The 26,492-nt window shown below is 43.3% G+C and carries 19 protein-coding genes and 8 tRNA genes; 7 read left to right on the top strand and 20 right to left on the bottom strand.

Going from position 1 to position 26,492, the window contains the following annotated elements; all coding sequences use genetic code 11:
* Nucleotides 1-10: 10 nt before the first annotated feature.
* The 4 genes from prmB to hutU all read right to left on the bottom strand — a co-directional run bounded on the left by prmB (nucleotide 11) and on the right by hutU (nucleotide 5,840).
* On the bottom strand, nucleotides 11-943 hold the full coding sequence (gene prmB / locus C5470_RS14980; RefSeq protein WP_166290360.1) for a 50S ribosomal protein L3 N(5)-glutamine methyltransferase: 933 nt from the start codon (nucleotides 941-943) through the stop codon (nucleotides 11-13).
* A 181-nt stretch (nucleotides 944-1,124) separates the two neighbouring features.
* The gene (locus C5470_RS14975; RefSeq protein ID WP_166290358.1) at nucleotides 1,125-2,522 is read right to left on the bottom strand and encodes an amino acid permease; all 1,398 of its coding nucleotides are present in this window, start codon (nucleotides 2,520-2,522) and stop codon (nucleotides 1,125-1,127) included.
* An 85-nt stretch (nucleotides 2,523-2,607) separates the two neighbouring features.
* Nucleotides 2,608-4,152 carry a histidine ammonia-lyase gene (hutH, locus tag C5470_RS14970; protein ID WP_166290356.1) on the bottom strand — a complete coding sequence of 515 codons (1,545 nt, stop codon included), beginning with the start codon at nucleotides 4,150-4,152 and terminating at the stop codon, nucleotides 2,608-2,610.
* An 8-nt stretch (nucleotides 4,153-4,160) separates the two neighbouring features.
* Nucleotides 4,161-5,840, bottom strand: a complete 1,680-nt coding sequence (gene hutU, locus C5470_RS14965) for a urocanate hydratase (protein WP_166290354.1) — start codon at nucleotides 5,838-5,840, stop codon at nucleotides 4,161-4,163.
* Between the two features lie 410 nt (nucleotides 5,841-6,250).
* Here hutU and C5470_RS14960 point away from each other — a divergent pair, with 410 nt between their 5' ends.
* Complete coding sequence (locus tag C5470_RS14960) at nucleotides 6,251-6,892, top strand: HAD family hydrolase (protein WP_166290352.1); 642 nt, start codon at nucleotides 6,251-6,253, stop codon at nucleotides 6,890-6,892.
* A 102-nt stretch (nucleotides 6,893-6,994) separates the two neighbouring features.
* On the opposite strand, the gene hutC is transcribed toward C5470_RS14960, so the two are convergent.
* The 3 genes from hutC to hutI all read right to left on the bottom strand — a co-directional run bounded on the left by hutC (nucleotide 6,995) and on the right by hutI (nucleotide 10,045).
* On the bottom strand, nucleotides 6,995-7,726 hold the full coding sequence (gene hutC / locus C5470_RS14955; RefSeq protein WP_339916725.1) for a histidine utilization repressor: 732 nt from the start codon (nucleotides 7,724-7,726) through the stop codon (nucleotides 6,995-6,997).
* 106 nt (nucleotides 7,727-7,832) lie between these two features.
* Entirely contained in the window at nucleotides 7,833-8,789 is a 957-nt protein-coding gene (gene hutG / locus C5470_RS14950) for a formimidoylglutamase (protein ID WP_166290350.1), read from the bottom strand.
* Nucleotides 8,786-10,045 (bottom strand): imidazolonepropionase, encoded by a 1,260-nt coding sequence (hutI, locus tag C5470_RS14945; protein ID WP_166290348.1) that lies wholly within the window; start codon nucleotides 10,043-10,045, stop codon nucleotides 8,786-8,788. Before hutI ends, hutG begins: the two co-directional genes overlap by 4 nt.
* Nucleotides 10,046-10,281: 236 nt before the next feature.
* On the opposite strand from hutI, the gene smrB reads away from it, so the two are divergent.
* The gene (smrB, locus tag C5470_RS14940; RefSeq protein ID WP_166290405.1) at nucleotides 10,282-10,824 is read left to right on the top strand and encodes an endonuclease SmrB; all 543 of its coding nucleotides are present in this window, start codon (nucleotides 10,282-10,284) and stop codon (nucleotides 10,822-10,824) included.
* A gap of 4 nt (nucleotides 10,825-10,828) precedes the next feature.
* Here the strand turns inward: smrB and sixA are convergent, their stop codons facing one another.
* The 3 genes from sixA to fadI form a co-directional block, all read right to left on the bottom strand.
* Nucleotides 10,829-11,311 carry a phosphohistidine phosphatase SixA gene (gene sixA, locus C5470_RS14935; protein WP_166290346.1) on the bottom strand — a complete coding sequence of 161 codons (483 nt, stop codon included), beginning with the start codon at nucleotides 11,309-11,311 and terminating at the stop codon, nucleotides 10,829-10,831.
* A 273-nt stretch (nucleotides 11,312-11,584) separates the two neighbouring features.
* The gene (gene fadJ / locus C5470_RS14930; RefSeq protein ID WP_166290344.1) at nucleotides 11,585-13,768 is read right to left on the bottom strand and encodes a fatty acid oxidation complex subunit alpha FadJ; all 2,184 of its coding nucleotides are present in this window, start codon (nucleotides 13,766-13,768) and stop codon (nucleotides 11,585-11,587) included.
* Nucleotides 13,768-15,078, bottom strand: coding sequence for an acetyl-CoA C-acyltransferase FadI (gene fadI / locus C5470_RS14925; protein WP_166290342.1), 1,311 nt, complete (start codon nucleotides 15,076-15,078; stop codon nucleotides 13,768-13,770). Before fadI ends, fadJ begins: the two co-directional genes overlap by 1 nt.
* 557 nt (nucleotides 15,079-15,635) lie before the next feature.
* Here fadI and fadL point away from each other — a divergent pair.
* Nucleotides 15,636-16,949 (top strand): long-chain fatty acid transporter FadL, encoded by a 1,314-nt coding sequence (gene fadL / locus C5470_RS14920; RefSeq protein WP_166290340.1) that lies wholly within the window; start codon nucleotides 15,636-15,638, stop codon nucleotides 16,947-16,949.
* 75 nt (nucleotides 16,950-17,024) lie between these two features.
* On the opposite strand, the gene mlaA is transcribed toward fadL, so the two are convergent.
* Complete coding sequence (gene mlaA, locus C5470_RS14915) at nucleotides 17,025-17,777, bottom strand: phospholipid-binding lipoprotein MlaA (RefSeq protein WP_166290338.1); 753 nt, start codon at nucleotides 17,775-17,777, stop codon at nucleotides 17,025-17,027.
* 189 nt (nucleotides 17,778-17,966) lie between these two features.
* On the opposite strand from mlaA, the gene C5470_RS14910 reads away from it, so the two are divergent.
* Nucleotides 17,967-18,041 (top strand) — tRNA-Arg (locus C5470_RS14910).
* Nucleotides 18,042-18,716: 675 nt separating this feature from the next.
* On the opposite strand, the gene glk is transcribed toward C5470_RS14910, so the two are convergent.
* From glk to C5470_RS14880, 6 genes are all read right to left on the bottom strand, one after another.
* On the bottom strand, nucleotides 18,717-19,682 hold the full coding sequence (gene glk / locus C5470_RS14905; RefSeq protein WP_166290336.1) for a glucokinase: 966 nt from the start codon (nucleotides 19,680-19,682) through the stop codon (nucleotides 18,717-18,719).
* A 232-nt stretch (nucleotides 19,683-19,914) separates the two neighbouring features.
* Nucleotides 19,915-19,990: transfer RNA gene (locus C5470_RS14900), tRNA-Lys, on the bottom strand.
* Nucleotides 19,991-20,027: 37 nt separating this feature from the next.
* A tRNA-Lys gene (locus tag C5470_RS14895) sits at nucleotides 20,028-20,103 on the bottom strand.
* Between the two features lie 41 nt (nucleotides 20,104-20,144).
* A tRNA-Val gene (locus C5470_RS14890) sits at nucleotides 20,145-20,220 on the bottom strand.
* Nucleotides 20,221-20,264: 44 nt separating this feature from the next.
* A tRNA-Val gene (locus C5470_RS14885) sits at nucleotides 20,265-20,340 on the bottom strand.
* A 29-nt stretch (nucleotides 20,341-20,369) separates the two neighbouring features.
* Nucleotides 20,370-20,445: transfer RNA gene (locus tag C5470_RS14880), tRNA-Val, on the bottom strand.
* Nucleotides 20,446-20,715: 270 nt separating this feature from the next.
* Here C5470_RS14880 and gltX point away from each other — a divergent pair.
* The 3 genes from gltX to C5470_RS14865 all read left to right on the top strand — a co-directional run bounded on the left by gltX (nucleotide 20,716) and on the right by C5470_RS14865 (nucleotide 22,591).
* Nucleotides 20,716-22,134, top strand: coding sequence for a glutamate--tRNA ligase (gene gltX / locus C5470_RS14875; protein ID WP_166290334.1), 1,419 nt, complete (start codon nucleotides 20,716-20,718; stop codon nucleotides 22,132-22,134).
* 250 nt (nucleotides 22,135-22,384) lie between these two features.
* Nucleotides 22,385-22,460, top strand: a tRNA-Ala gene (locus C5470_RS14870).
* Nucleotides 22,461-22,515: 55 nt separating this feature from the next.
* Nucleotides 22,516-22,591 (top strand) — tRNA-Ala (locus C5470_RS14865).
* 94 nt (nucleotides 22,592-22,685) lie between these two features.
* Here the strand turns inward: C5470_RS14865 and C5470_RS14860 are convergent.
* From C5470_RS14860 to ligA, 3 genes are all read right to left on the bottom strand, one after another.
* Entirely contained in the window at nucleotides 22,686-22,901 is a 216-nt protein-coding gene (locus tag C5470_RS14860; RefSeq protein WP_166290403.1) for a DUF3820 family protein, read from the bottom strand.
* Between the two features lie 124 nt (nucleotides 22,902-23,025).
* Entirely contained in the window at nucleotides 23,026-24,210 is a 1,185-nt protein-coding gene (locus C5470_RS14855; protein WP_166290332.1) for a NupC/NupG family nucleoside CNT transporter, read from the bottom strand.
* Between the two features lie 230 nt (nucleotides 24,211-24,440).
* On the bottom strand, nucleotides 24,441-26,459 hold the full coding sequence (ligA, locus tag C5470_RS14850) for an NAD-dependent DNA ligase LigA (protein WP_166290330.1): 2,019 nt from the start codon (nucleotides 26,457-26,459) through the stop codon (nucleotides 24,441-24,443).
* Nucleotides 26,460-26,492 lie beyond the last annotated feature (33 nt).

Below are 26,492 nucleotides of genomic sequence, written 5' to 3'. Positions count from 1 at the left end.
CACCCCACTATCAGTCTTTAAATAAACGAAAATGCTCGTGATATTCGATAAGCTGTTGACGTGTCATCATAAATACACCGTCTCCGCCATATTCAAATTCCAGCCAGGTAAATGGCACATCAGGATATTGTTCAATCAAATGCACCATGCTGTTGCCAACTTCACAAATCAACACACCCTGTTCTGTCAGAAAATCGGGAGCGGTTGCAAGAATGCGGCGTGCCAGTTTTAAACCATCGGAACCCGCAGCCAGCCCCAACTCAGGCTCACGGCGGAACTCTTCTGGCAAGTCACTCATGTCCTCAGCATCGACATAAGGCGGATTAGTGACGATAAGATCGTACTTAACAGGTGGCATATCGCGGAACAGATCGGAACGAATGGGAATTACCCGATGCTCAAGGTTGTGATTCTGAATATTTTGTTCAGTCACTGCCAATACATCAGCGGAAATATCCACCGCATCTATCTCCGCTTCCGGGAAAGCATATGCACAGGCGATGGCAATACAACCGCTACCTGTACAGAGATCAAGGATATTGGCTGGTTCATCAGAGATCAGTTCTGAAAATTCATTATTAATCAGTTCACCAATCGGTGAGCGTGGAACCAGAACCCGTTCATCAACATAAAATTCATGACCACAGAACCACGCTCTGTTAGTCAAATAAGCAACAGGAATACGATCATTAATACGGCGAAGAACCCGTTCGACAATACGATGACGTTCAGTTGATGTCAGCCGTGCCGTCATCATTTCCTGTGGAATATCCAGTGGCAGAAACAGCGATGGAAGAACCAGCTGCAGAGCTTCATCCCAAGGATTGTCTGTACCGTGTCCGTAATAAATATTCGCCGCATTAAACCGGCTGACAGACCAGCGCAACATATCCTGAATGGTATATAATTCAGCCACTGCCTCATCGATAAAAATCTTGTCCAAAAGCCCCTCCAACCCCGTAAATTCATTGACCTGTTAGTTTGCCACGATCACTGAGACAAATCAGCTTTCATGTCAGGCTAATTACAATAAAAGGATGGCGCTGATGTTTTATTGCAGATTTTTGACCAATTTTCTGCGGAAACCGTCTTATTCAACCGGCTGACAAAACGGTTTCTCTATATTATTCAATATGACGTTCTATTGGCAGATCGGGGCTAACGGAGGTTATGTTGTTCCGTATCCATAAATAATAGGCCGCAGTTAACAGCAGGATCCATACGCCTCCTACATAAAACGCAATTCGTGTCGCTGGGAAGTAACTCAGAACAGCAATAATAAATAGCATAAACACGATAGTCAGAATCGGTGCAACAGGCCACATCGGTACTGGAAATTTTAATTTTTGTGCTTCTTCCGGTGAGATCTTTCTGCGCATAGCAAACTGAGAAAGCAAAATCATTAACCAGACCCATACCGTGGCAAAAGTAGCAATCGAAGCAATGATGACAAACACCTGTTTAGGGAGTAAGTAATTAAGGACAACAGCACACAGCAATGCCAATGTCATCACCATGATGGTCACCCAAGGCACGCCGTTACGGCTTAGTTTCATAAATTTTTTATGCGCTAGTCCTTTCTCCGCCATACCATACATCATCCGACCCGCACCAAAAATATCGCTGTTAATAGCCGAAATTGCCGCCGTGATCACGATAATATTCAGTATATTCGCCGCCGAATTAATTCCCAATCCCTGAAATATAGCGACAAATGGACTGCCCTCCTGACCGATGCTGCTCCAGGGGTAAATTGCCATTAATACAAAAATAGTCAGTACATAAAATAGCAGGATACGGACCGGGATAGAGTTGATTGCTTGCGGGATCATTTTCGCCGGATTTTTAGCTTCACTGGATGTTATACCAATGATTTCAATACCACCGAAAGCAAACATAACGACTGCCAGAGACTCAATGATGCCGCCAAATCCATTAGGCATAAATCCGCCGTGTTGCCACAGATTTTGAACGCCTGTCGCCTGAAAATGGCCGCTGAAACCAAACAGAATAATGCCAGCCCCAGCAATAATCATGGCACTGATCGCCGCAACTTTCAGAATTGACAGCCAGAACTCCATTTCGCCAAATACTTTGACTTTACAAAGATTCAGCGCGCCAATAATGAAAATAATACTGAGTACCCATATCCAACGCGGCACTTCCGGATACCATAGCCCCATATAAATACCGAAAGCCGTTACATCAGCCAGACAGACTATTATCATTTCGAAAGTGTAAGTCCAACCCGTAATAAACCCCGGTAACGGGCCTAAATATTGATGGGCGTAACTGGCAAAAGAACCGGCGTCCGGTTTGTGGACCGCCATTTCTCCCAGAGCGCGCATGACCATAAAGACAGCGGCGCCGCCCACTAAATAAGCTAATAATACCGCCGGACCTGCCATTTTTATTGCCTCAGCAGAACCATAAAAAAGACCGGTGCCAATCGCAGAACCCAACGCCATAAACCGAATATGGCGAGCGTTGAGTCCTCGTTCTAGGTGTAATGTGGCTTGCATGATTTACCCTCTTATCTTTTATTATTGGGTTTTATGAAAGATAACTGCAACGATCAGGCCGGACAGAAGCCGGCCCTCGGTTTATTTAACGGTTATTTTTAGTCTGTAATATCTGTCCAGCAGGAAGTAGTGAGGAAAGGTGTTGCCCAGCCAATAGTTGTACCGCAGCAGCAATATCTGGCGCAAAAAAACGATCCTGATCGTAATAATCTACCTTTTCACGCAAAATATGACGCGATTTTTCCAGAATCGGACTGCTTTTTAGGCCATTTCGGAAGTCTATTCCCTGACAGGCGGATAACCATTCAATTGCCAGAATACCCCGGGTATTTTCTGCCATCTCCCACAGACGACGCCCGGCAGCCGGAGCCATTGATACGTGATCTTCCTGATTGGCCGAAGTCGGTAAACTGTCAACACTCGCAGGATGGGCTAACGCTTTATTTTCACTGGCAAGAGCCGCTGCCGTCACTTGTGCAATCATAAAACCGGAATTCACACCTCCGTTCTCAACCAGGAAAGGCGGAAGCTGTGACATATGTGAATCCATCAACAACGCAATACGTCGTTCTGACAATGCACCTATTTCCGCTAATGCCAGCGCCAGGTTATCAGATGCCATTGCAACGGGTTCAGCATGAAAATTACCACCGGAAATCACTTCACCCTGTTCAGCAAATACCAATGGATTATCAGATACAGCATTAGCTTCCGTCAGAATAACATCGGCAGCATGACGGAGCTGAGTCAGGCAAGCTCCCATGACTTGTGGCTGACAACGTAATGAGTAAGGATCTTGTACCTTTGGACAATCCATATGGGAATCTGATAGTTCACTGCTCTCTTCCAATACATGACGATACAATGCAGCTACGTCAATCTGCCCCTGTTGCCCACGAACTTCATGCACGCGGGCATCAAATGGTTTGCGAGAACCCAACGCCGCTTCTACGGACAAAGAGCCGCAAACTATAGCTGCCGCCAACAGATCTTCTGCCTCAAATAATCCACGCAACGCAAAAGCGGTGGAGACTTGAGTTCCATTAAGCAACGCTAAACCCTCTTTGGCCGCCAATGTGATAGGTTGTAAATTGGCTTTTGCCAGAGCGTCTTTGGCTGGCAACCACTCTCCCTGATAACGCGCCTGTCCTTCCCCAAGTAATAACAAACTCATATGAGCCAACGGTGCTAAATCACCAGATGCGCCGACAGATCCTTTACAAGGAATACAGGGATAAACTTCCGCATTAACTAAAGCGACCAACGCCTGAATGACTTCCAGACGAATGCCTGAGTAACCGCGGGAGAGGCTGTTGATTTTCAATACCATGATCAACCGGGTCATGTTATCGTCCAGCGCTTCACCTATCCCGGCAGCATGAGATACGACAAGCGAATGTTGCAGTTTTTCTAAATTATTTTCCTCAATCCGGGTACTGGCTAATAGTCCAAATCCGGTATTAATTCCATACGCGATGCGTTTTTCAGCAAGAATAGCATTAACACATGCCACGCTGTGCTCAATAGCCGGAAAAGTTTGGCTATCCAGAGTGACTTTTATGGGTTGCAGATAAACCTGACGCAGTTCATCAAGGGTCAATTTGCCTGGATAGAGAGTTAATTGTTTCATAATGTTCCTTATTTTGTATTGAGCATAGGCAAATCTAATCCGTGCTCTTTGGCACAATGAATAGCGATTTCATAACCTGCATCAGCATGACGCATGACTCCGGTAGCCGGATCGTTGTGCAGTACTCTGGCTATACGTTCTGCGGCTTCATCGGTTCCATCACAAACGATCACCATACCTGCATGTTGTGAGAAGCCCATTCCGACGCCGCCGCCATGATGCAGAGAAACCCAGGTAGCACCGCTGGCGGTGTTAAGTAAGGCATTCAACAACGGCCAATCCGAAACGGCGTCAGAACCATCACACATGGATTCGGTTTCCCGGTTCGGACTGGCGACAGAACCGGAATCCAGATGATCACGCCCAATAACAATCGGCGCAGAAAGCTCACCGCTGCGTACCATTTCGTTAAAAGCTAACCCCAGTTTGGCGCGTTCGCCTAAACCAACCCAGCAGATACGGGCAGGTAATCCCTGAAAACTGATGCGTTCTCTGGCCATATCCAACCAGCGATGTAAATGTGTATCATCAGGGAGCAATTCTTTAACTTTGGCGTCAGTTTTGTAGATATCCTGTGGATCGCCAGAAAGTGCTACCCAACGGAAAGGCCCGATACCACGGCAAAATAACGGGCGAATATAGGCAGGAACAAAACCAGGGAAATCGAAGGCATTTTCTACGCCAACTTCATACGCCATTTGGCGAATATTGTTGCCGTAATCAAAAACAGGAATTCCCTGTCTCTGAAAAGACAACATCGCCTTAACATGCTCTGCCATTGAAGATTTTGCTGCCTGGATAACATCCGCTGGTGCCGATATCACACGCTGGCGGTATTCTTCCCAGCTCCAGTTTTTCGGCAGATAACCGTTGAGAGGATCATGTGCGCTTGTCTGGTCAGTAACCAAATCCGGGCGCACGCCACGACGAATTAATTCTGGCAAAATTTCAGCAGCATTACCGCACAGTGCGATAGAGATGGCTTTACCTTCCTGAATGTATTTTTCGATCCGGGCCAGTGCGTCGTCCAGACCCTTAGCTTGTTCATCGATATAACGAGTACGTAGGCGGAAATCGATCCTGCTTTGCTGACATTCAATATTCAGAGAACATGCTCCGGCCAGTGTTGCAGCCAGCGGTTGTGCTCCCCCCATACCGCCTAAACCAGCAGTTAACACCCAACGCCCCTGTAAATTACCGTTGTAATGCTGACGACCAGCTTCCACGAACGTTTCATAGGTGCCTTGAATAATCCCCTGGCTACCAATGTAGATCCAGCTACCGGCAGTCATCTGACCGTACATAGCCAATCCTTTCGCATCCAACTCATTGAAGTGTTCCCAGGTAGCCCAATGCGGTATCAGATTCGAATTCGCAATCAGTACCCGTGGTGAATTTTTATGCGTTTTAAACACCCCAACCGGTTTACCCGATTGGATTAACAACGTTTCGTCGTCTTCCAGTTTTTTCAGTGTTTCAACAATCTTGTCATAACATTCCCAGTTTCGGGCAGCCCGACCAATGCCCCCATATACCACCAGTTCATGCGAGTTTTCAGCAACTTCTGGATCAAGATTATTCATTAACATGCGCAGAGGCGCTTCGGTTAACCAGCTTTTGGCTGTAAGTTGCGTCCCTCTGGGTGCCCGGATATCGACATTACGAAATTTATTATTCTGGGCGGTCACGGTCTGACTCCTTTTGCTCTTTGGATATTTGTTAAATGTATAGTTGTATATACATGTCTATTCAATAGACCAAATCGTTAGCCAAAATAATATATTTATGAACTTATTATCTTTATTTTCTTATAAATCAATTTGTTAACATTATTTCTTTCTGATTATCAAGGAGTAATGTTTTTGTTATTTTTGTGTTTATAATCACAAATTATTTACATTAATTTTACAAAAATATAGTTTACATAAGGAAAAATTGAAAAGGTTTACGAGTTATATTAATTGATAACGGCAAAGCCATTCATGGATGTGAACCAGCTGAATAAACGAGGGATTACTCAGATGAGTAATCCCTATATATTTACCATTCCGAACAAACTTAACCTATTTCTATAACGAAAAATTTATTTAGGTTTATTATGAAAATATTACATGTTTTTGATATGGACGGCACTCTTCTAAGAGGAACCACTGCAAGCTTGGAAATTGCCCGTGCAATGGATTGTCTGGCAGAACTTCACCTGCTGGAAAAACAGTTTTCTGAAGGGGAAATAGATACCAAAAGGTTTGCTGCTGAATTACAACTCTTATGGTCAAACTTACAGGACGCTGATGTTGAGGAAATTTTTCATGCTTCGCCGTGGATTGAGGGAATAAAAGAAGTATTTGGCGATATCAGAGCCAAAGGTGAAATATCGATGGTAATTACCCTATCCCCCGATTTTTTTGCCCGCCATCTGAGAAAATTTGGGGTTGATACTGTGGTTGCATCAAATTTTCCTGCTTTGCCTTTTTGTAAGCCAGTTGATCCACAGCAGATACTCACGCCAGAAAGTAAATTACAGATAGTTAAAAAATATACGCAGAAATATGGGCTGAATTTGCAAACATGTATCGCCTATGGCGATGCTGGCTCTGACATCCCCTTGTTTAATGCCCTTACCAATACAGTTGCTATCAATGGGACGGATAAAATATGTGAAATCGCACTAATGCATTATGAAGGTAACGATCTGTGGGAACCCTATCAGCTCATGCGGAAAAAAATCAATTGTCAGTAAGGAAATAACCCAACGCTTCGGTAAACCATATAAATACGTCGATAGGTTTTAACTATCTATTAAGGATAAATTGCCACAATAGTTTTCTTTTAACAAAACTGACTATGAGCTGAAACGCCCTTTTAATTTATACCGATTACCGGGAAATAACAGCCTGGCACTGGAAACGGTGTAATGAGTTGACCAGGTTCGTCGGCTGATTAATAAACAAGGGAAACCCGATTCAATTTGCAGCAACTTGCAGGATCGGGGATCACCGGCGATGGCTTCGACAATGTGTTCACCTTCCGTTAGCGGTGCAACGATTGACAAATAATCGTGTGGCGTAAGTGTTGTGAAGTCTTGTTGCAAATAATCAGGAACCGCTTGAGCATTGACGTAACGATCTTCTATCTGAACAGGAATATCGTTTTCATAGTGAACAATAATCGACTGGTAAATCGGCGTACCCGCGATAATATCCAATTCAGCAGCCTGTTTTACGTCAGCATTCAGCTCTGATAACTTGACTATTTTACAACGATGCTGATGAGAACGGGCTGAGATCTCATCAGCAATGCTGTGAATTTCGAACAGTGCGGATTGTCCTTTCGGTTCAGCGACAAACGATCCCACCCCTTGTAGCCGCACTAACAGCCCCTCAGCAGTCAACTCACGTAACGCACGGTTGGCAGTCATACGGCTACAGTTAAACTGTTTAACTAACTCAGCTTCTGATGGAACACGATCATTTGATTTCCATTCACCGGTATAGATTTTTTCGATGATGGACTGTTTTACTCTGGCATATAGAGGGGCAGGTTTGGCAAATGATCCTGATAAGTGTGTCGTCACAATAAACTCCTTGCTGCTATAAAAATGTTAAGTGATTAATTACATTCACTTTATCAGGCTATTTTCGCCAAATAAAACCGCACAATAGTATTGTTATTTTGGGTAATCAATACCACCAATGTGCTAATTGCCAGGCAAGGCGTGCTGCTGCCTTTCCCCCGATGCCTTGAATATCAAATGTTGGATTGAGTTCAACCAAATCAGCCGCCTGTAATTTACCACTCTGGCAGATTGGCTGAATCAATTGCAGAAGACGCTCCAATGGCAGCCCCAGTGCCGCCGGCGCAGAGACTGCCGGCATCTGATAAGCAGGCAATACATCGAGATCGATTGTCATATAAATCACATCAACTTGCTGGAGTGTATCTTGTATCTGCCGCTGCACTTTGTCCAGCATGGTTTCGCTGCATTGATTATCCCAGATGATCATAACGTTTAAGCGGTTGGCTTCATCTACTAATGCCTGGGTATTAGACGCCAAACTTGCACCAATACAAGTATAGTGAAACTGGCGTTGGTGTTGCTGACAATATTCAGCAAGCTGACGAAAGGGTGTGCCGGAAGTCGGCTGCGGTGATCGCCGTAAGTCGAGATGAGCATCGAAATTAATAATACCTACGCGTTGATGTGGGAAAGCATCATAAATCCCAACACCATGGGCAAAAGCGGTTTCATGTCCACCACCCAACACCAGGGTACGCACATTCTGATGCTGGCATTGAGTAATTGCATCAGCCAGGGCTTGTTGAGCCTCACTCAATTGATTGGGATTAGCGCGAATACTTCCCAAGTCCACCAATCTGTCATGTCCTTTATGACTGGCCATATTGGCCAGTGCTTTACGCAAATAATCAGGGCCTTGATTAGCACCGGGCCGACCCTGATTGAGTTTTACCCCTTCATCACATTCAAACCCCAACAGCGCAATAGCGTGAGGAAATTCTTCCGGCGTAAAATACGGGGACAATTTAACTGTTTGAAAAAGCCGTAGTGCATTATCCGCTTCTGACAAATCATTTCGTCCTTGCCAAATAGTCGGTGAAGTCGCGTGCCATAAATTCATTTGCTGTTCCTTATCTGCTGTGTGGCGAAATGTGTAATAGCTCCACGAAATACTCGGGTATTCAGTGGGTTATGGCCCAACTCATAGAAAATATCAACGGGATTTTCTGCATCCCAAACAATAAAATCGGCGTAAGCACCTGCGCGCAACTGTCCGTGACGCTTTTCCCGGCCTAATGCACGAGCTGCATGTCGGGTTACACCTAACCACGCCTCTTCCGGAGTCAATCCAAATTGGACGCATGCCATATTCATCGCCATACGCAGGGAAGCAAACGGGCTGGTTCCAGGATTAAAATCCGTAGATATTGCTATCGGCACATTAAATTGCCGTAATAAATCGACAGGTGGGCGTTGTGTTTCCTGCAAAAAGTAGAAAGCACCAGGAAGCAGAACAGCTACTGTACCACTGCGACTAAGAGCTTCCACTCCCGTCTGATCCAGATATTCAATGTGATCAACAGAAAGGCCATGATAACGGGCGACCAGTTCACTCCCGCCTAAATTGGATAGTTGTTCCACATGCCCTTTTACTGGAATATTCCAGCGTTCAGCCTCCTGAAAGAGCCGTTCGGTTTGTGCCAGATTAAATCCCACACTTTCACAAAAAACATCTACGGCTTCAAACAGCTTTTTTTTCCAAAGCTGCGGCAGGATAACTTCACAAATCAGATTCATATAGGCATCAGGATTGTGCTTATATTCAGGTGGGCAAGTATGAGCAGCAAGCAATGTCGGGCTAATTTCTATCGGATTATGCTGCGCCAGGTTTTGTGCGACCTGCAACAGCTTTTCTTCGTTTTCCAGATTTAATCCATAACCCGATTTAATCTCAATAGTCGTTACGCCTTCGGCCATAAATGCAACAAGACGCTGCTGTGCAGAGTGTTCAAGTTGCTCAAGAGAACTGGTTCGAGTCGCAGAAACTGTCGCATTGATCCCCCCTCCCTGAGCACTGAGTTCAGCATAAGACATACCGTTTAAACGCTGTTCCCATTCATAAGCCCGGTTACCACCAAAAACCAAATGGGTGTGGCAATCGATTAAACCCGGGGTAATCAGACGTTGTTGAGCATCAATTACCTGACAGCGGCTTGTCTGTAATGTTGCTGTGGGCAAAATCGCTAAAATCTTGCCATTACGCACCAGCAGATCATGTTCTTTCAATAATCCGTAAGCTGCATTGATAGAAGGGTCCATTGTTGCCAATCTTGCGTTACGCCAGATGACATCAGTATCACGCAGTTCTATTGCCATGATTAGCATCCTGTATTTGTCAATACCTGATCAGTCAGGTTCTTAGTTGTATATACATTTATTTTCCAACCAACAATAATTGTCAAATTATTTTGCTGACTACCCAGATACACTTTCTTGTCAGCATTTTTAAACCACAAACCAAGTAAAATCAGGTTTCATTTAATATAATCAGGTTCAATAGTTAAAAAGATGCAGTACACTTGTCACAAAATAGTTTGATTAACTGAGCAATGATGAAGAATAAATATTCCCTAAACGAGGAAGAGATTAGCTTGTTTAAAGAATCAGTAGCAGGCACCAAACGTATGAACCAGGATACCGTCTTACATCCTCCCAAAAGAAAAAAGACCAGCCATATTGCCCCTGAGCGAATACAGCAAGAGCAAATTGATGCAAACTACTATTTTTCTGATGAATTTCAGCCCAACCTTGATACAGAAGGCCCTACCCGTTACGTAAGGGAAGGTGCAAGCCATTATGAACTGAAAAAACTACGCCGGGGTGACTATTCACCAGAACTGTTCCTTGATTTACACGGACTCACTCAAATGCAGGCCAAGCAGGAAATTGGGGCGTTGATCGCGGCTTGCCGCCGTGAACATGTCTATTGTGCCTGCGTCATGCACGGCCACGGGAAACACATTCTCAAACAGCAAACCCCGCTATGGCTGGCCCAGCACCCAGATATTATCGCCTTCCACCAAGCACCAAAAGAATGGGGTGGCAACGCTGCATTATTGATACTTGTCGAACTTGATGATCTCATATGTCGCTAAATTATCAGGCCTTTGCTGCCAATTGTGACGGACTGACCTGCCAGATAAGAGTTCCTTTGCCAGTTTGGTTGTCTAAATCCACGCATGTGATTGCAGAAGTTGCAAACATTGGTGGTGTTTCTGCCGGACATAATTCAGCAACCAAATAGCCGACTAACGGTAAATGGGAGACAACCAAAACAGCGCTATGTCCTTGTTCAGCAAGAACCTGTAGATAACTGCTAACCGTAGTAGCATCACCTGATGGCGTTAACCCTGGCAACACTTCTTCACCATCCGGTAATGATAAGGATTTGCGAACAACCTGTAATGTCTGCTCAGCGCGAATATAAGGACTCACTAATACGAGATCAATCTGAGGCCCCTGTTGTGCCAACCAACGAGCCATTTCTTGTGATTCATTACAGCCCCGAGGAGTGAGTTGCCGGGCTGCGTCACTGATTGCATCCAAAGCTGCGTCGCCATGACGCATAATAAAGACTTGCATAATCCACCGTATGAATGAGTTAGCGCAGTTATCTTGCTGACAATAAATATCAGTAATCTAACCTGAGTTATACAATAAAAATTGTTATCACAAAAACATTTCAGGCATGGTGAACAGGCATTCTACTCAAAACAAAAGCAAATAAAATGGTTGAACAACAACCCAATGGGTATTACTGAAATTAAAAGAGATCTTTTTTCTTCAAAAAGACTAAAGATGATCCCGGCGCCTCAATGACGCCGGGATCAGTTTTTTCATAAATATAATATAGGGTTACGGATAGAAATTTTTATTCTGTTCAGCCATTTTCACTAAGAGGTCACAAGGGACAAATCTGTCTCCATGCTGACTTTCCAGCCTGCGCAAAATCTCCACCATTCTGGCACAACCCAGGCTATCGATATAGCGGAATGGACCACCAAAGAATGGAGGAAAACCAATGCCAAATACCGCACCAATATCACCATCACGCGGGCTTCTGATAATCCCTTCATCCAGGCAACGAACCGCTTCATTCAGCATCAGCATCACACAGCGCTGAGCAATTTCTGAAGAGACCATACGCGACTCAGGCGTTATATTCAGCAAAGTATAAACTGAACTATCAACCTTTTTGCTTCGCTTACCAAACTGCCAGAATTTTCTGGCTTCTGATGTATACAAATAGAAACCACGGCCATTTTTCCTGCCCTTACGACCGTCTTTCAGTACCGCATCAAAGGATTCAGGTGCAGCAAAACGCAGCCCTAGCTGCTCTACCAGAATCGGCATAATTTTGGTACCAACATCAATGCCAACTTCATCTAATAAATTTATCGGCCCGACCGGAAAACCAAAATTAACCAGCGCCTTATCTATATGATCAATTGGTTCTCCTTCTACCAGACAATTCGCGGCTTCACTGATATAAGGAACAAGGATCCGGTTCACATAAAACCCAGCTTTATCACCGACCACAATAGCGGTTTTACCCTGTTTCTTTGCCAGAGCAACCGCGGTAGCAATCGTTTTTTCACTGGTTCCTTTGTGTGGAATAACTTCCACTAAAGGCATTTTATCCACTGGGCTAAAATAATGCAGACCAATAACTTGCTCTGGTCGTTGAGCTTTTTCTGCGATCTGATGGATAGGCAGTGAAGAGGTATTGGATGCAAATACGGTTTCTGGTTTAGCATTCTCTTCAATTTCCGCCACCATTTGCTGCTTCAGTGATAAATCCTCAAATACCGCCTCAACAACAATATCTGTCTGTTCGAAACCGCGATAATCCGTCGTTCCTGAAATCAGCATCATTTGTTGAGCACGCTCTGCCGGGCGTAATCGTTTTTGCTTCACCCGTTTAGACAATAAATCCCATGTGTACTTTAGTACCTGACTAATACCCTTTTCATTAATATCTTTAATACGCACCGGTAGTTTGCCGCGGATGGTTGTTACATTCGCAATTCCCCCACCCATCAAACCACCGCCTAATATACCAACACGTTCGATTTTCGCGGGTTTCTCTGATGAACCCGTTTCATTTTTCAGTGAAGTTGCAGCAAAAAACAGATTACGTAAAACGGCGGATTCCCGTGTCATTGCCAGTTCACCAAATGCCGTTGCCTCGGCCCGTAAACCTTGGGTCATCCCTTTCTCAAAACCTTCTTTGACAACAGCAATAATTCGCTCAGGAGCCGGATAGTGCCCACGCGTTTTCGCCAACGTCTTTTTACGAACGATATTAAACAAAAAATATCTTCCCACCGGCCCAACTAATAATCGCTGTTGCCATGGCAAAGGCTTACGCACTGGAATGCCTTTTTTAACTTTTTCAACAGCAACTTCCAGCAAAATATCCAACGGCACCGCATCATCCACTACACCGAGCCGCAATGCCTGTTTCGACCGTAATTGCTTGCCTGTCAGAATGATATCCAGAGCTGAACTGGCACCAATTAATCTTGGCAACCGCTGAGTACCACCTGAACCCGGTAATAACCCAAGTTGAACTTCAGGTAATCCAAGACGGGTTTTATCATCCAGTGAACAAATACGCCAATGACATGCAAGCGCCAGTTCCAGACCGCCCCCTAAACAAGCGCCATGAATCGCCGCTACAACAGGCAAAGGATAATTGGCTATTTGAGAAAACAATTTCTGGCCCTTTTCCGCCAAATCTTGTGCCTCTTCTTTGGTTTTACACTCTGCGATCATGGAGATATCAGCACCGGCAATAAAAGTATCCGGCTTCCCGGAAATCAAAATTAACCCTTTAAGGCCAGAAGATTGTTGAGCTTGTTTGAAAACATGCAGAAATTGATCAACAAATTCTGCTTTCAGCGTATTTACCTTTTCTCCCGGAACATCAATAGTAATAACACCGATCTTGTCCGGCCTTATATCAAAACTGAAAACAGAAGCTGTCTGTTTTGCATCCGCAGTGATGGTTGCAGCGTCATGCTGAGACTGAGTCATTATTCCACCTCCAATACCATAGCTGTGCCCAACCCGCCAGCAGCACAAGCAGTCGTTAACCCCAATCCGCCGCCACGACGACGCAACTCATTCAATACCTGCGTCACCATACGAGCCCCTGTTGCTGCAAATGGGTGCCCATAAGCAATTGAACCACCCAAGACATTAAATTTATCCATGTCAACTTCACCAATTGCTTGAGCACGCCCTAATTTATTACGGGCAAATTCATCACTGGCAAACATTTTCAGGTTTGCCAATGTCTGAGCAGCAAAGGCTTCATGCATATCAATTAAAGTCAGATCTTTCAGCGTAATACCCGCACGATCGAGCGCTATTGGCGTCGCGTATGACGGCCCCAGTAACATATCCTGCCAAACATCAATTGCTGAGAATGCATAACTACGCAGATAACCAAGCGGTTTCATTCCCAACTCTTTTGCCACAGATTCACGCATCAATATGACTGCCGCTGCACCATCTGTCAGCGGTGTACTGTTTGCGGCAGTAACAGTGCCGTGCTTACGGTCAAATGCCGGACGCAGCTTCGCATAGGAAGTTAATACGGAATTTGTACGAATATTATTATCTTCAAGCAACGCTTCACGGTATGGCGGGAAATGAGCCGTCATGACTTCATCAACCAACAACCCCCGTTCCCAGGCTTTTGCCGCCAGAACATGGGATCGGTGTGCCAATGCATCCTGATCTTCCCGACTGATACGGTAAGTCTTCGCCATTTGTTCTGCGGTATCTCCCATACGCAGACCTGTCGAATATTCCGCTACCGCCGGCGATACTGGCAATAAATCACGAAATTTAAGGCGGCTAAGTAACTTAAGACGCTGTGATAAAGTTTTCGCCTTATTCATATCCACAAGAGTGCGGGCCAGAGATTTAGTCACCCCTATGGGCAGTACAGAAGAGGAGTCCGCTCCACCAGCAATCCCGATATTCACCGTACCGGCCATAATGCTTTCAGCCACATTGGCAATCGCCTGAAAACTGGTCGCGCATGCACGGGATACACTATAAGCATCAGTATTGACACTCAACCCAGCACCAAGAACGATTTCACGGGCAATATTCGGCGCTTCAGGCATTTGCACCACTTGTCCAAACACCAGTTGATCAATCTTTTCAAGGGGTAAACCACTCCTGGTCACCAATTCGCTGACGACTGATTTACCCAAATCCACAGCCGGTATGCCGTGATACGATGTTGCCTGTTTAGCAAATGGGATACGTAGCCCGCTGACAATAGCGATACGATCACCTTGCTGTGTCACTTTTGTTAAAGGACGACTCATAACGGCTCCTGAAAGATTATCGTTAACTCAATCAAATTACTGAAAAAATTTTTTAATCGACCTGAACAGGTCTGACCTGATAGATCATTGTTAGCGTAATGTTTATAAATAGCAAACCTGAATAAACTAAAAATGAGAGGAAGCGCAACTTTAATTTATTTAATAGCTAAATAATTTCAATGCTTCTTAGAGCATGTTCGCAAGCGGTAAAAAAGAAATAACAATAAAGGAGGAATTCAACAAAATACCCTACTATTTATCAAAACAGCAGAAAACCAGAACTTACTCTTTATAAGTAATTTATCCTGCTGAAATTTGATCTCAGAATTTCATTGTTAAACGTTTTTATTAACATCAAAAATCATTTTTTTGTTAACTGAGTCGCGTTTTTGATATCAATTTGGTCATATTTTAAAAACATTCTTGCAACACCAACTGTCATCAGACCTATACTTCACGACTGGTCTGATTTGTCATCAAGACAAACCGACTCTACAATCCTGCGCTCCTTGCTAAGTAAGTGGCATAGTTAAATAATAAACAAGAGGGTTTTGGTCATGAACCAGAAAAACCTGTTCACCCGTTCAGCATTAGCGGTTGCAGTGGCTATAGTTTCATCCAATGCTGGCGCTGCTGGTTTCCAGTTAAATGAGTTTTCTACTTCGGCTCTGGGCCGGGCTTTTTCCGGGGAAGGTGTTGTTGCTGATAACGCGACTGTAGGCAGCCGTAACCCAGCAGCAATGACCCTGTTTGATCGCCCATCGTTTTCTATTGGTGCCGTCTATATCAACCCAGATGTTGATATTACCGGTAAATCGCCAATGACGGGTAAAAGTACCAACGCTAAAAACATTGCGCCTACCGCGTGGATACCTAATCTGCATTTTATTATGCCGATTGATGATCAATGGTTTGTTGGTACTTCGGTCACCACTAACTTTGGTCTGGCTACTGATTTTAGCAATAACTATGAAGCAGGCCCTATCGGCGGTAAAACTGATCTGACAACGTTGAACTTCAACCTGAGTGGCGCTTATCGTTTAAACGACAACTTTAGCTTTGGTTTAGGACTGAACGCTGTTTATGCTGATGCAAAAATCGTCCGTCACGCGGGCATTCTGTCAAGTAAGTTGAATGGCCTTATCAAGCCAACAGATGAAGTCGCTAATCTGTCCGGCAAAGATTGGGGCTATGGCTGGAATGCAGGCATCATGTATGAAGTGGATGAAAATAACCGATACAGCTTGACTTACCGTTCTAAAGTTAAAGTCAAATTTAAAGACGGTGACTATAAAAACGACATTCCTCCTATGATAGGAAAAATTGCGCAATTACCTGCCACCGGTGGTAAAACTATTGGTGGTAAATTGGATCTCAATTTACCAGATATCTGGGAAGTTTCCGGTTACAACCGCGTAGCGCCTAAATGGGCTATCCACTATAGCCTGGCATATACAGGCTGGAGTGAGTTTAGTGAACTGAAAGGAACCAGAAATAAAGACGGTTCAGTCTTGTTCAGTAAACATGAAGGTTTCAAAGATGCCTACCGGATTGCTTTAGGTACAACTTATTATCACGATGACAACTGGACATTCCGTACGGGTATCGCCTTTGATGACAGCCCGATTCCTGCTGAAAACCGTTCTATATCTATTCCTGATCAGGACCGTTTCTGGTTGAGTGCTGGCGCAACCTACGCATTTAACAAAGACATGTCTGTTGACGTAGGTGTTTCTTATATGCATGGTCAAAAAGTCACGGTTAAAGAGAAGCTATCTGAACAATCATCTGATCCATCTAATAAGCCATACGAATTTGATGCGAAAGGTTCTGCCTGGTTATATGGTGTGAATTTCAACTACGCATTCTGATAATATGTAGCACCTAAAAAAGGATAGCCCCGCTGCTATCCTTTTTCATTCATAGAGTTAAACCAGAAGTAATTATCAATCAATACTGTCCAACTCATCCTGTAATGCTTCAGCATTTGGATTTTTCGTGGCTTCCAGTTTACCGTCACTTGCCATAAAATCATGGCTCTGGAAGTAAGCCTCGCGCATCATCAGGTATGGATCTGATGAATTCTTCAACAAACCATCAGAATCCAGTAAACGAGCACGCGTTTCAATACCTTCAAATACCCATTTACCGGCTGACATCCAGATATTCATATAACTTAGCATTGGATAAGTCATATCAGCCCAATTTCCCCCTTCATCACGTAGAGTGAAACTGCCATAGCCCGGCAATACAACATAAGGACCATATCCCACATCATAATAGCCCAGAGTGCTACCAAAGCGTTTTGACTCTTCTTTTGCCAGCTTAGGGTTTGCCATAGTTGCAACATCAATCAACCCCGCCATCCCAAAAATGGTATTCAGGAAAAAACGATTAAAATGTTTCATTCCCTGATATGGATTACCACGTAGGAAACTGTTTACCATGCTAGCCGGCTCTTCGAGATTACTTAGAAAATTACCCAAACCATTTCGAGCAGGCATGGGTACATAATCGTGCCACACCACCGCGACCGGACGTAAAATATAAGGATCAAGAACATCATAATTAAAGTTGAACATTGTACGGTTAAAACCTTCCAAAGGGTCTGAACGCCCCTGCTCAACAGTATTAGATGAACTGGCACATCCCGCCAGTAATGCAGCGGTAAGAGCGATTCCGCCCAAACGATACTTCATACATTTCTCCAAGTAATAACCTCTTAGATCCGGCAAATCAATTTGTGCATTATCCACCGATGATCACCAATAATATAAATATTACTGACAATTCAACTTGAATGGTATTCAATTTGAGTGGTTGCTAAATAGGCAAACAGTTCACAACACCTTATCTTAGGAAAGAAAAACAGTTATAATGCAGATATTGTCCCCTTAGTTAAATGGATATAACAAGCCCCTCCTAAGGGCTAATTGCAGGTTCGATCCCTGCAGGGGACGCCAGAAGATCACCTCACCAACTGTGATATAGGCTGATTTTTCCTTTATAAATAATAAGATAGACTAACAATTTCATGTTCTTGGTATGGGTTTCAAATACAATATTCTATAAAAAAGTATAACAGAGCTTGGATGAAATGCAGCCAATTTATGTTAATAGAAACTCTATTTGAAGAATCTATAATCATATGCAATTTCTAAGTATCCTGAAAGCATCAGTCAGTGATATATAAATCAATCAATAATATTTTCATATATAAATTAATATTTTCATACAACAAATAAAATGCTTTTTATATAAAATACAATCTCGTATTTAAGATATTGACATCCTCTTATAATTCTTTAATTAACCATATAATCAACAATTCAAAAAATTAATTTAGTATATTTTTCAATATGATATACCACTCTCAAGGTAGTTTCATACAATTGTTCATTTGAAACACATCTCTAAATCCCTATAGCATTGCAACAAATTTATAATTTTATTTCATAAGTGGAAATAACTTTACCTATATTATAAAATAAATTTCTTTATCCAAAAATAAATATAATACAAAGTCACAATTTCCATTTTATTTACACAGCGACCATTCCAATATTTTATATTTTCAGAGATTTTAGTCAGATATATACAATCACTAGTTTCAATATGTATATATCTGTCTTTATAGCTTAATCAATCAATGAGAGTTGTTGCCGTAAATATGTCCCTGAGCCTAATAATCCAGGTTGCGGATGAGTAATCAAATAAACAGGAATCTGTTGTACTAATGTTTTAAAACGCCCTTTATCCTCAAATCCATAAATGAAATTCGATTGCTTAAAGAAATCAAAAAACCGCGGCACTATACCACCAGCGATATACACACCACCAAAAGCTCCCATATTTAAAGCTAAATTCCCACCAAATCGCCCCATAATTTCACAAAATAGTGTTAAAGCTCGGTGGCAATATTGACAACTTTCATCCAATGCTCGTTGTGTCACTATTTCTGGTTCTAATTCTTCCGGCTGGCTATGATCCAAAATTGCAATGGCTTGATAGAGATTCACTAATCCACTACCGGACAAGATTCTTTCTACCGAAACATGCCCCAGTTTACGACGTAAAACAGCTAATATTGCATCTTGTTCTTCACTATTTGCCGCAAAATCTACATGACCGCCTTCACCTGGTAAACTCATCCATTGCTTGCCTGCTTTTACTAAATGAGCCACACCAAGGCCGGTTCCAGCCCCATAAACAGCAATGGGTTTATCTTCAACCGCTGCTCCCCCTCCCAATTGAACTTTATATTCCTCTGTCAGCATAGGGATAGCCATAGATACGGCAGTGAAGTCATTAATAACATCTAACTTTTCTAGCCCAAGCGCCTGTTTCAACTCACTAACAGAAAATGCCCATTGGTGGTTAGTCATTTCCACCCAATCACCATTTATCGGGCAGGCAATAGCGATACAAGCATAAGTTATTATTACTTTTTGCTCCTCCAAATAGTGGCTGATAATAGACTCCAACCCAGCGTATTGTTTTGCACTATATGTTTTAATCTGGTCAATAGCCCCATCTTTCAAATTGCAAAGTGCTAATCTGGCATTCGTACCACCAATATCAGCCACTAATCCATAGAGATTCATTTTTATATCCTAATAATTAGCTAGTACAACAATTACGTAAAGCTTATCCCATCCGACATTATTGGTATAGGCAATTTGAGCACGAATATGACTTGCACAACCGGGATATCACATATTCAAGATGATTTGCCAGGCCAGAACCTGCAACTAATGAATTAAAAGCTAACTGCTCTACCGACTGATCTAATGATGATCTATCTATGGGGAATTATACGAATTATGTCTTTCAAGATGGTGGGTCGTGCAGGATTCGAACCTGCGACCAATTGATTAAAAGTCAACTGCTCTACCGACTGAGCTAACGACCCATCTATAGGAGAACTACTCTAACTACGTCTTTTGGAATGGTGGGTCGTGCAGGATTCGAACCTGCGACCAATTGATTAAAAGTCAACTGCTCTACCGACTGAGCTAACGACCCATACCAAAAAGGTGTGATACTGCTGAAACAATCTAATGAAGTGGTGGGCGATACCAGATTCGAACTGATGACCCCCTCCTTGTAAGGGAGATGCTCTACCAACTGAGCTAATCGCCCACTTCATAATGATTATTGCTGCCTTAAACCACTAAATTTATGATTGGTGGGCGATACCAGATTCGAACTGATGACCCCCTCCTTGTAAGGGAGATGCTCTACCAACTGAGCTAATCGCCCAATCATAAATTCATTTTTATCACAACGAGTGGTGGGCGATACCAGATTCGAACTGATGACCCCCTCCTTGTAAGGGAGATGCTCTACCAACTGAGCTAATCGCCCCGTCGTGATGGAGTCGCATTATAGGGATAGTTCAGGATGAGTCAACGCTTTTTCTAGGGAAAAATATCGTTCGTCTCAAAATTAAACAAAGGTGAGATAATTATCATCACTTAGGGTGCAGTTTAAGCAGATATGCTGACTTTTCTCAACAACATCCCGCTAACAGCATTGAGGAATTAAAGTCCAGTGATAAAATAACCTCCCACTTTTATTACTTTAAATCACCAATAACGTTCATTGAAAAGTGTAACGTAATTAAGGCAATCCCCAATGAGTAAAATTAAAACCCGTTTTGCACCAAGCCCAACTGGCTATCTCCATGTTGGCGGTGCACGTACCGCACTTTATTCCTGGTTATATAGCCGCCATAACAAAGGCGAATTTGTATTGCGTATCGAAGATACCGACCTTGAACGCTCAACTCAGGAAGCCATTGATGCCATTATGGACGGTATGAACTGGTTAAATCTGAACTGGAATGAAGGCCCTTATTATCAGACTAAACGTTTTGATCGCTATAATCAGGCTATTGATCAAATGCTGGAACAAGGGACTGCTTATCATTGCTATTGTTCTAAAGCACGTCTGGAAGAATTGCGTGAAACTCAGATGGCAAATGGCGAGAAGCCACGTTATGACGGCCATTGTCGTGATAATCAATGTCAACATAATCCGGATCAACCCCATGTCGTCCGTTTCCGCAATCCACAAGAAGGTTCTGTTATTTTTAATGATAGTATCCGTGGTCCAATTGAATTCAGTAATCAGGAACTTGATGATCTGATTATCCGCCGTACCGATGGCTCTCCAACCTATAACTTCTGTGTTGTCATTGATGACTGGGATATGGAAATCACCCATGTCATTCGCGGTGAAGACCATATCAATAATACACCACGTCAAATTAATATCCTAAAAGCACTGGGCGCCCCAGTTCCAGAATATGCACACGTTTCGATGATCCTCGGTGATGATGGTAAAAAACTGTCTAAACGTCACGGTGCAGTGAGTGTTATGCAATATCGTGATGATGGTTATCTGCCAGAAGCACTGCTGAATTATCTGGTTCGTCTGGGTTGGTCACACGGTGATCAGGAGATTTTCAGTATTGAAGAGATGACTGAATTCTTCAGCTTGGATGCTATCAATAAATCCGCCAGTGCATTCAATACAGAAAAACTACAATGGCTGAACCATCACTATATTAATGCCCTACCTCCAGAGAAAGTTGCCGTTCATCTGGCATGGCACATTGAGCAACAAGGTATTGATACCCGTAATGGCCCACAATTGGCTGATCTGATTAAACTGCTGGGTGAACGCTGCAAGACGCTGAAAGAAATGGCCGAGTCCTGCCGCTACTTCTATGAGGATTTTGCTGAGTTTGATGCAGATGCAGCGAAGAAACATTTACGTCCAGTTGCCCGTCAACCTCTTGAAGTTGTTTGTGCAAAACTGGCTTCAATTACTGACTGGACACCTGAAAATGTTCATCATGCTATTCAATCTACAGCTGATGAGCTGGAAGTTGGTATGGGTAAAGTCGGTATGCCACTGCGTGTTGCTGCAACTGGAGCAGGTCAATCTCCAGGTGTGGATGTGACTATTCATGCTATCGGGCAAACCCGTACTCTGTCCCGTATTAATCAGGCTCTAGAATTTATTGCTCAACGTGAAACTCAGCAGTAATTAATGCTACAAAGGCATCACTGATTCAGTGTGGTGCCTTCCATTTTCAAAAAAATTTCATTTAATTAATACCGTTTTGTCACTTCCCTAAACGCTTTCTATCTCATTTCAACCCATTGTTCAGCCTTTATTTTGTCGATTCAACACAAAACTGATGACTTTTTCAACGCTTGCTCTGAGAATGATAAGTTAGCCGTTGACAGTATTTGCAGGGTTTCATATTATGCGCCCCGTTCCATTAATTTTGATTGGGGCTATAGCTCAGCTGGGAGAGCGCTTGCATGGCATGCAAGAGGTCAGCGGTTCGATCCCGCTTAGCTCCACCAAATACTTTTACCAGTATAAAGTATTTGGCGCTAAAATTAGGAAAGCCACACTCGTGGGGCTATAGCTCAGCTGGGAGAGCGCTTGCATGGCATGCAAGAGGTCAGCGGTTCGATCCCGCTTAGCTCCACCAAAATTATCAGGCCCTGAAAGCATAGCTTTCAGGGCCTTTTGTCTATACACCGTAACAATCACAACTTTGTATAAAAACAAACTAGCTATCCCTGCTAATTTTTCTTCAATGGTTTCACCAATGAATCCAATCCTTCTATTTTTATTGCTAAAGTCATCTCCATCAGCACGCCTAATTTACCTTGTGGAAATTCACCTTTACGAGCGAACCACAATAAATACTCTTCTGGTAAGTCAATCAGCGTACGCCCCTTGTATTTACCGAATGGCATAACGGTATTAGCAATTTCTATCAGGTTTTCTTTTTCCATAATTTGCATTTATATCGGTTAAAAAAGATAACTTCAGTTTACGGGGTAAAGGAAAGATATGCGAAAGGAAAGAAGAAATCTGCATCATCCATGATGCAATATTCCACTATAACACTTTATCTTTTTACAGCACCAAACCTGCAATAGCCGCAGACAAGAAGCTGACAAGGGTTGAACCAAACAATAGTTTCAAACCAAAACGGGAAACGACGTTACCCTGTTTCTCATTCAAGCCCTTAATCGCTCCGGCAACAATCCCAATTGAAGAGAAATTAGCAAAAGAAACCAAGAATACCGACAAAATACCCTGTGAACGAGGAGAAAGTTCTGTAGCCATTGACTGCAAGCTATGCATCGCAACAAATTCGTTAGAAACCAATTTGGTTGCCATGATGCTACCAACCCGCAACGCTTCATCAGCAGGAATTCCAATTACCCAAGCAAATGGATAGAACACATAGCCCAGCATTTCTTGGAAGCTCATATCAAAAATCATGCTAAACAACGCGTTAATAGCGGCAATCAGGGCAATGAAACCAATCAACATAGCCGCAACAATCAGTGCGACTTTAAAACCAGCCAGAATATATTCACCCAACATTTCGAAGAAACTTTGACCTTCGTGAAGATTGCTCATCTGAATATCTTCTTCGCTGTCAACAGCATACGGATTAATTAGTGACAGGATGATAAAGGTACTGAACATATTGAGCACCAATGCCGCCACAACATATTTAGGCGCCAAAATGGTCATGTAAGCACCGACGATTGACATGGAAACTGTTGACATTGCAGTCGCGGCCATCGTGTACATTCGGCGCTCAGACATTTTTCCCAACACATCTTTATAAGCGATAAAGTTTTCGGATTGACCCAGTATTAAAGAACTCACCGCATTGAATGATTCCAGTTTCCCCATGCCATTGACCTTAGACAACAGAGTACCAATAACCCGGATGATAATTGGCAATACTTTGATATGCTGCAAAATACCAATCAGTGCGGAAATAAAGATAATCGGACACAATACATTCAGAAAGAAGAAAGCCAGTTTTGCCCCCATCATGCCGCCAAAAATGAAGTCCGTTCCCTCACGCGCAAATTTCAGTAAATGATCAAACAAACCTGCAAATCCCATGACAAATTCCTGACCAACACCTGAATTCAGGAAAAACCACGCCAAGGCAAGTTCAATAACAAGCAACTGAATAATATAACGAGGGCGAATACCCTCACGGTTACTGCTCGCCAGAATAGCAAGGCCACCAATGACAATCAGAGCTAAGAGGAAATGCAGGATCTGAGACATATCACACTCCAAACACGACAGAATATAAATGCATTTTATGTAATAAAAAGCGATTAAATGGAATAGATATCACATTAAACTGAAATAATTCGTACTCAAAAGCTTTATTTAGTGGGTCCGCTCACATTTTTAACTGAATCGTATAAGGCCAAATTCAAAAACGCATCATCAAACATGACTGATTATTGAGAAACTTCTCAATAATCAGTATGCCAAATGCAAATAAAAAGTTATTCACCCAATAAACGGATCATTTCTTCTTCATCAATAACTGGAATATTTAACTCATTAGCTTTAACCAATTTCGAACCGGCTGCTTCACCAGCAATCACCAAATCTGTTTTCTTAGAAACGCTGCCTGTCACTTTTGCCCCAAGCGCAACAAGCTTATCTTTGGCTTCATCTCTGGATAACTGATGCAATGAACCAGTAAGCACAATTGTTTTACCTGCGAATGGGCTGTCAACCTTCTCAGCCTTTGTGACGATAACTGGCTCCCAGTTGATACCAGTATTATCAATCAGGTCATCGATAACTTTTTGATTATGAGGTTCATTGAAGAAGTTAACCACGTGTTTTGCCACTACTTCACCAACATCCTGGACCTCTTTCAGAGCTTCTTCATCAGCGGCACGTAATTTATCCAGGCAGCCAAAGTGAGCGGCCAGATTAGCGGCGGTCGTTTCCCCAACTTCACGGATACCCAGAGCATAGAGGAAACGAGCAAATGTGGTTTTTTTCGCTTTTTCCAACGCATCTACCACATTTTGCGCTGATTTCGGCCCCATACGATCAAGCCCGGTCAATTTACCCGCAGTAAGCCTGAAAAGATCCGCCGGAGTTTCAACATACTCTTTATCCACCAGTTGATCGATAATCTTTTCTCCCATACCGTCAACATCCATCGCCCGCCGGGAAACAAAGTGTCTCAGTGCTTCTTTACGTTGAGCGCCACAGACCAAACCACCAGTACAACGCGCTACAGCCTCCCCTTCAATCCGCTCGATATCCGCCCCACATACCGGACAATGTTCAGGAAAAACAACTTCATCACTGTCCTGTGGCCTTCTGTCCTCCACAACACCCACGACCTTTGGAATAACATCACCAGCACGACGGATAACAACTGTATCGCCAATACGTAAACCTAAACGTTCAATCTCATCCGCATTGTGCAATGTCGCATTACTCACCGTCACACCAGAGACCTGCACCGGTTCCAAGCGCGCTACCGGTGTGATCGCACCAGTACGGCCGACCTGAAATTCAACACCGCGGACAATCGTCATTTGCTCCTGAGCAGGAAATTTGAATGCTGTTGCCCAGCGCGGTGCACGGGCGACAAAACCTAACGTTTTCTGTAATTCCAGCGAATTCACTTTGATAACAACACCATCAATATCAAACCCCAATGTTGAACGCTGGTTTTCAATATCGTAGTAAAAATCAATAACCTGCTGGCTATCAGTACAAACTTTAATTTTATCGCTGACCGGCAATCCCCATTGCTTAAACTGTATCAATCGCTCATAGTGATTGGTCGGCAATTCCCCTCCTTCCAATACACCAACACCATAACAGAAGAAAGCCAATGGCCGTTTAGCGGTAACACGCGGGTCGAGCTGACGCAGAGAGCCAGCCGCTGCATTACGTGGATTGGCAAACACTTTTGCCCCAATGCGGCGTGCTTCCTCATTCAGCTTCTCAAACCCTTTTTGGGGTATAAAAACTTCACCACGAATTTCAACACGAGTTGGAATATTCTCTCCGGTCAGGCGCAGGGGAATTGCGTAGATAGTCCGTACATTTGATGTGATATTTTCCCCTGTTGTACCATCACCACGGGTCGCCGCCTGTACCAGTTCACCATTTTCATACAACAGACTGACAGCCAAACCATCCAGTTTCAGCTCACAGCACACCACTAAATCCTGATCATCTTTCAGGCGGTCACGCACTCGCTTATCAAACGCCAAATAACTCTCTTCATCGAATACGTTATCCAGTGATAGCATAGGAATTTCATGGCGGACTTGTTCAAAAGCAGTCAGAGGGGCAGCACCAACCCGCTGTGTCGGTGAATCAGATGTAATCAGCTCCGGGTATTGTTCCTCAAGAGCCTTTAATTCCTGCATTAACCGATCATATTCTGCATCAGGGATCTCTGGTGCATCCATGACATAATACAAATATTCATGATGACGCAATGTTATTCTGAGATTTTCTATTTGTTGAACAGTTGATTTCATGACTTATAACCAGCGATAAAAAGCCCCCGACTG

The sequence above is a fragment of the Photorhabdus stackebrandtii genome, from assembly GCF_011189495.1.
GTDB classification, from domain to species: domain Bacteria; phylum Pseudomonadota; class Gammaproteobacteria; order Enterobacterales; family Enterobacteriaceae; genus Photorhabdus; species Photorhabdus khanii.
Note: the sequence above shows the minus strand (reverse complement) of the source record. Positions and strands in the feature narration are given on the sequence as shown.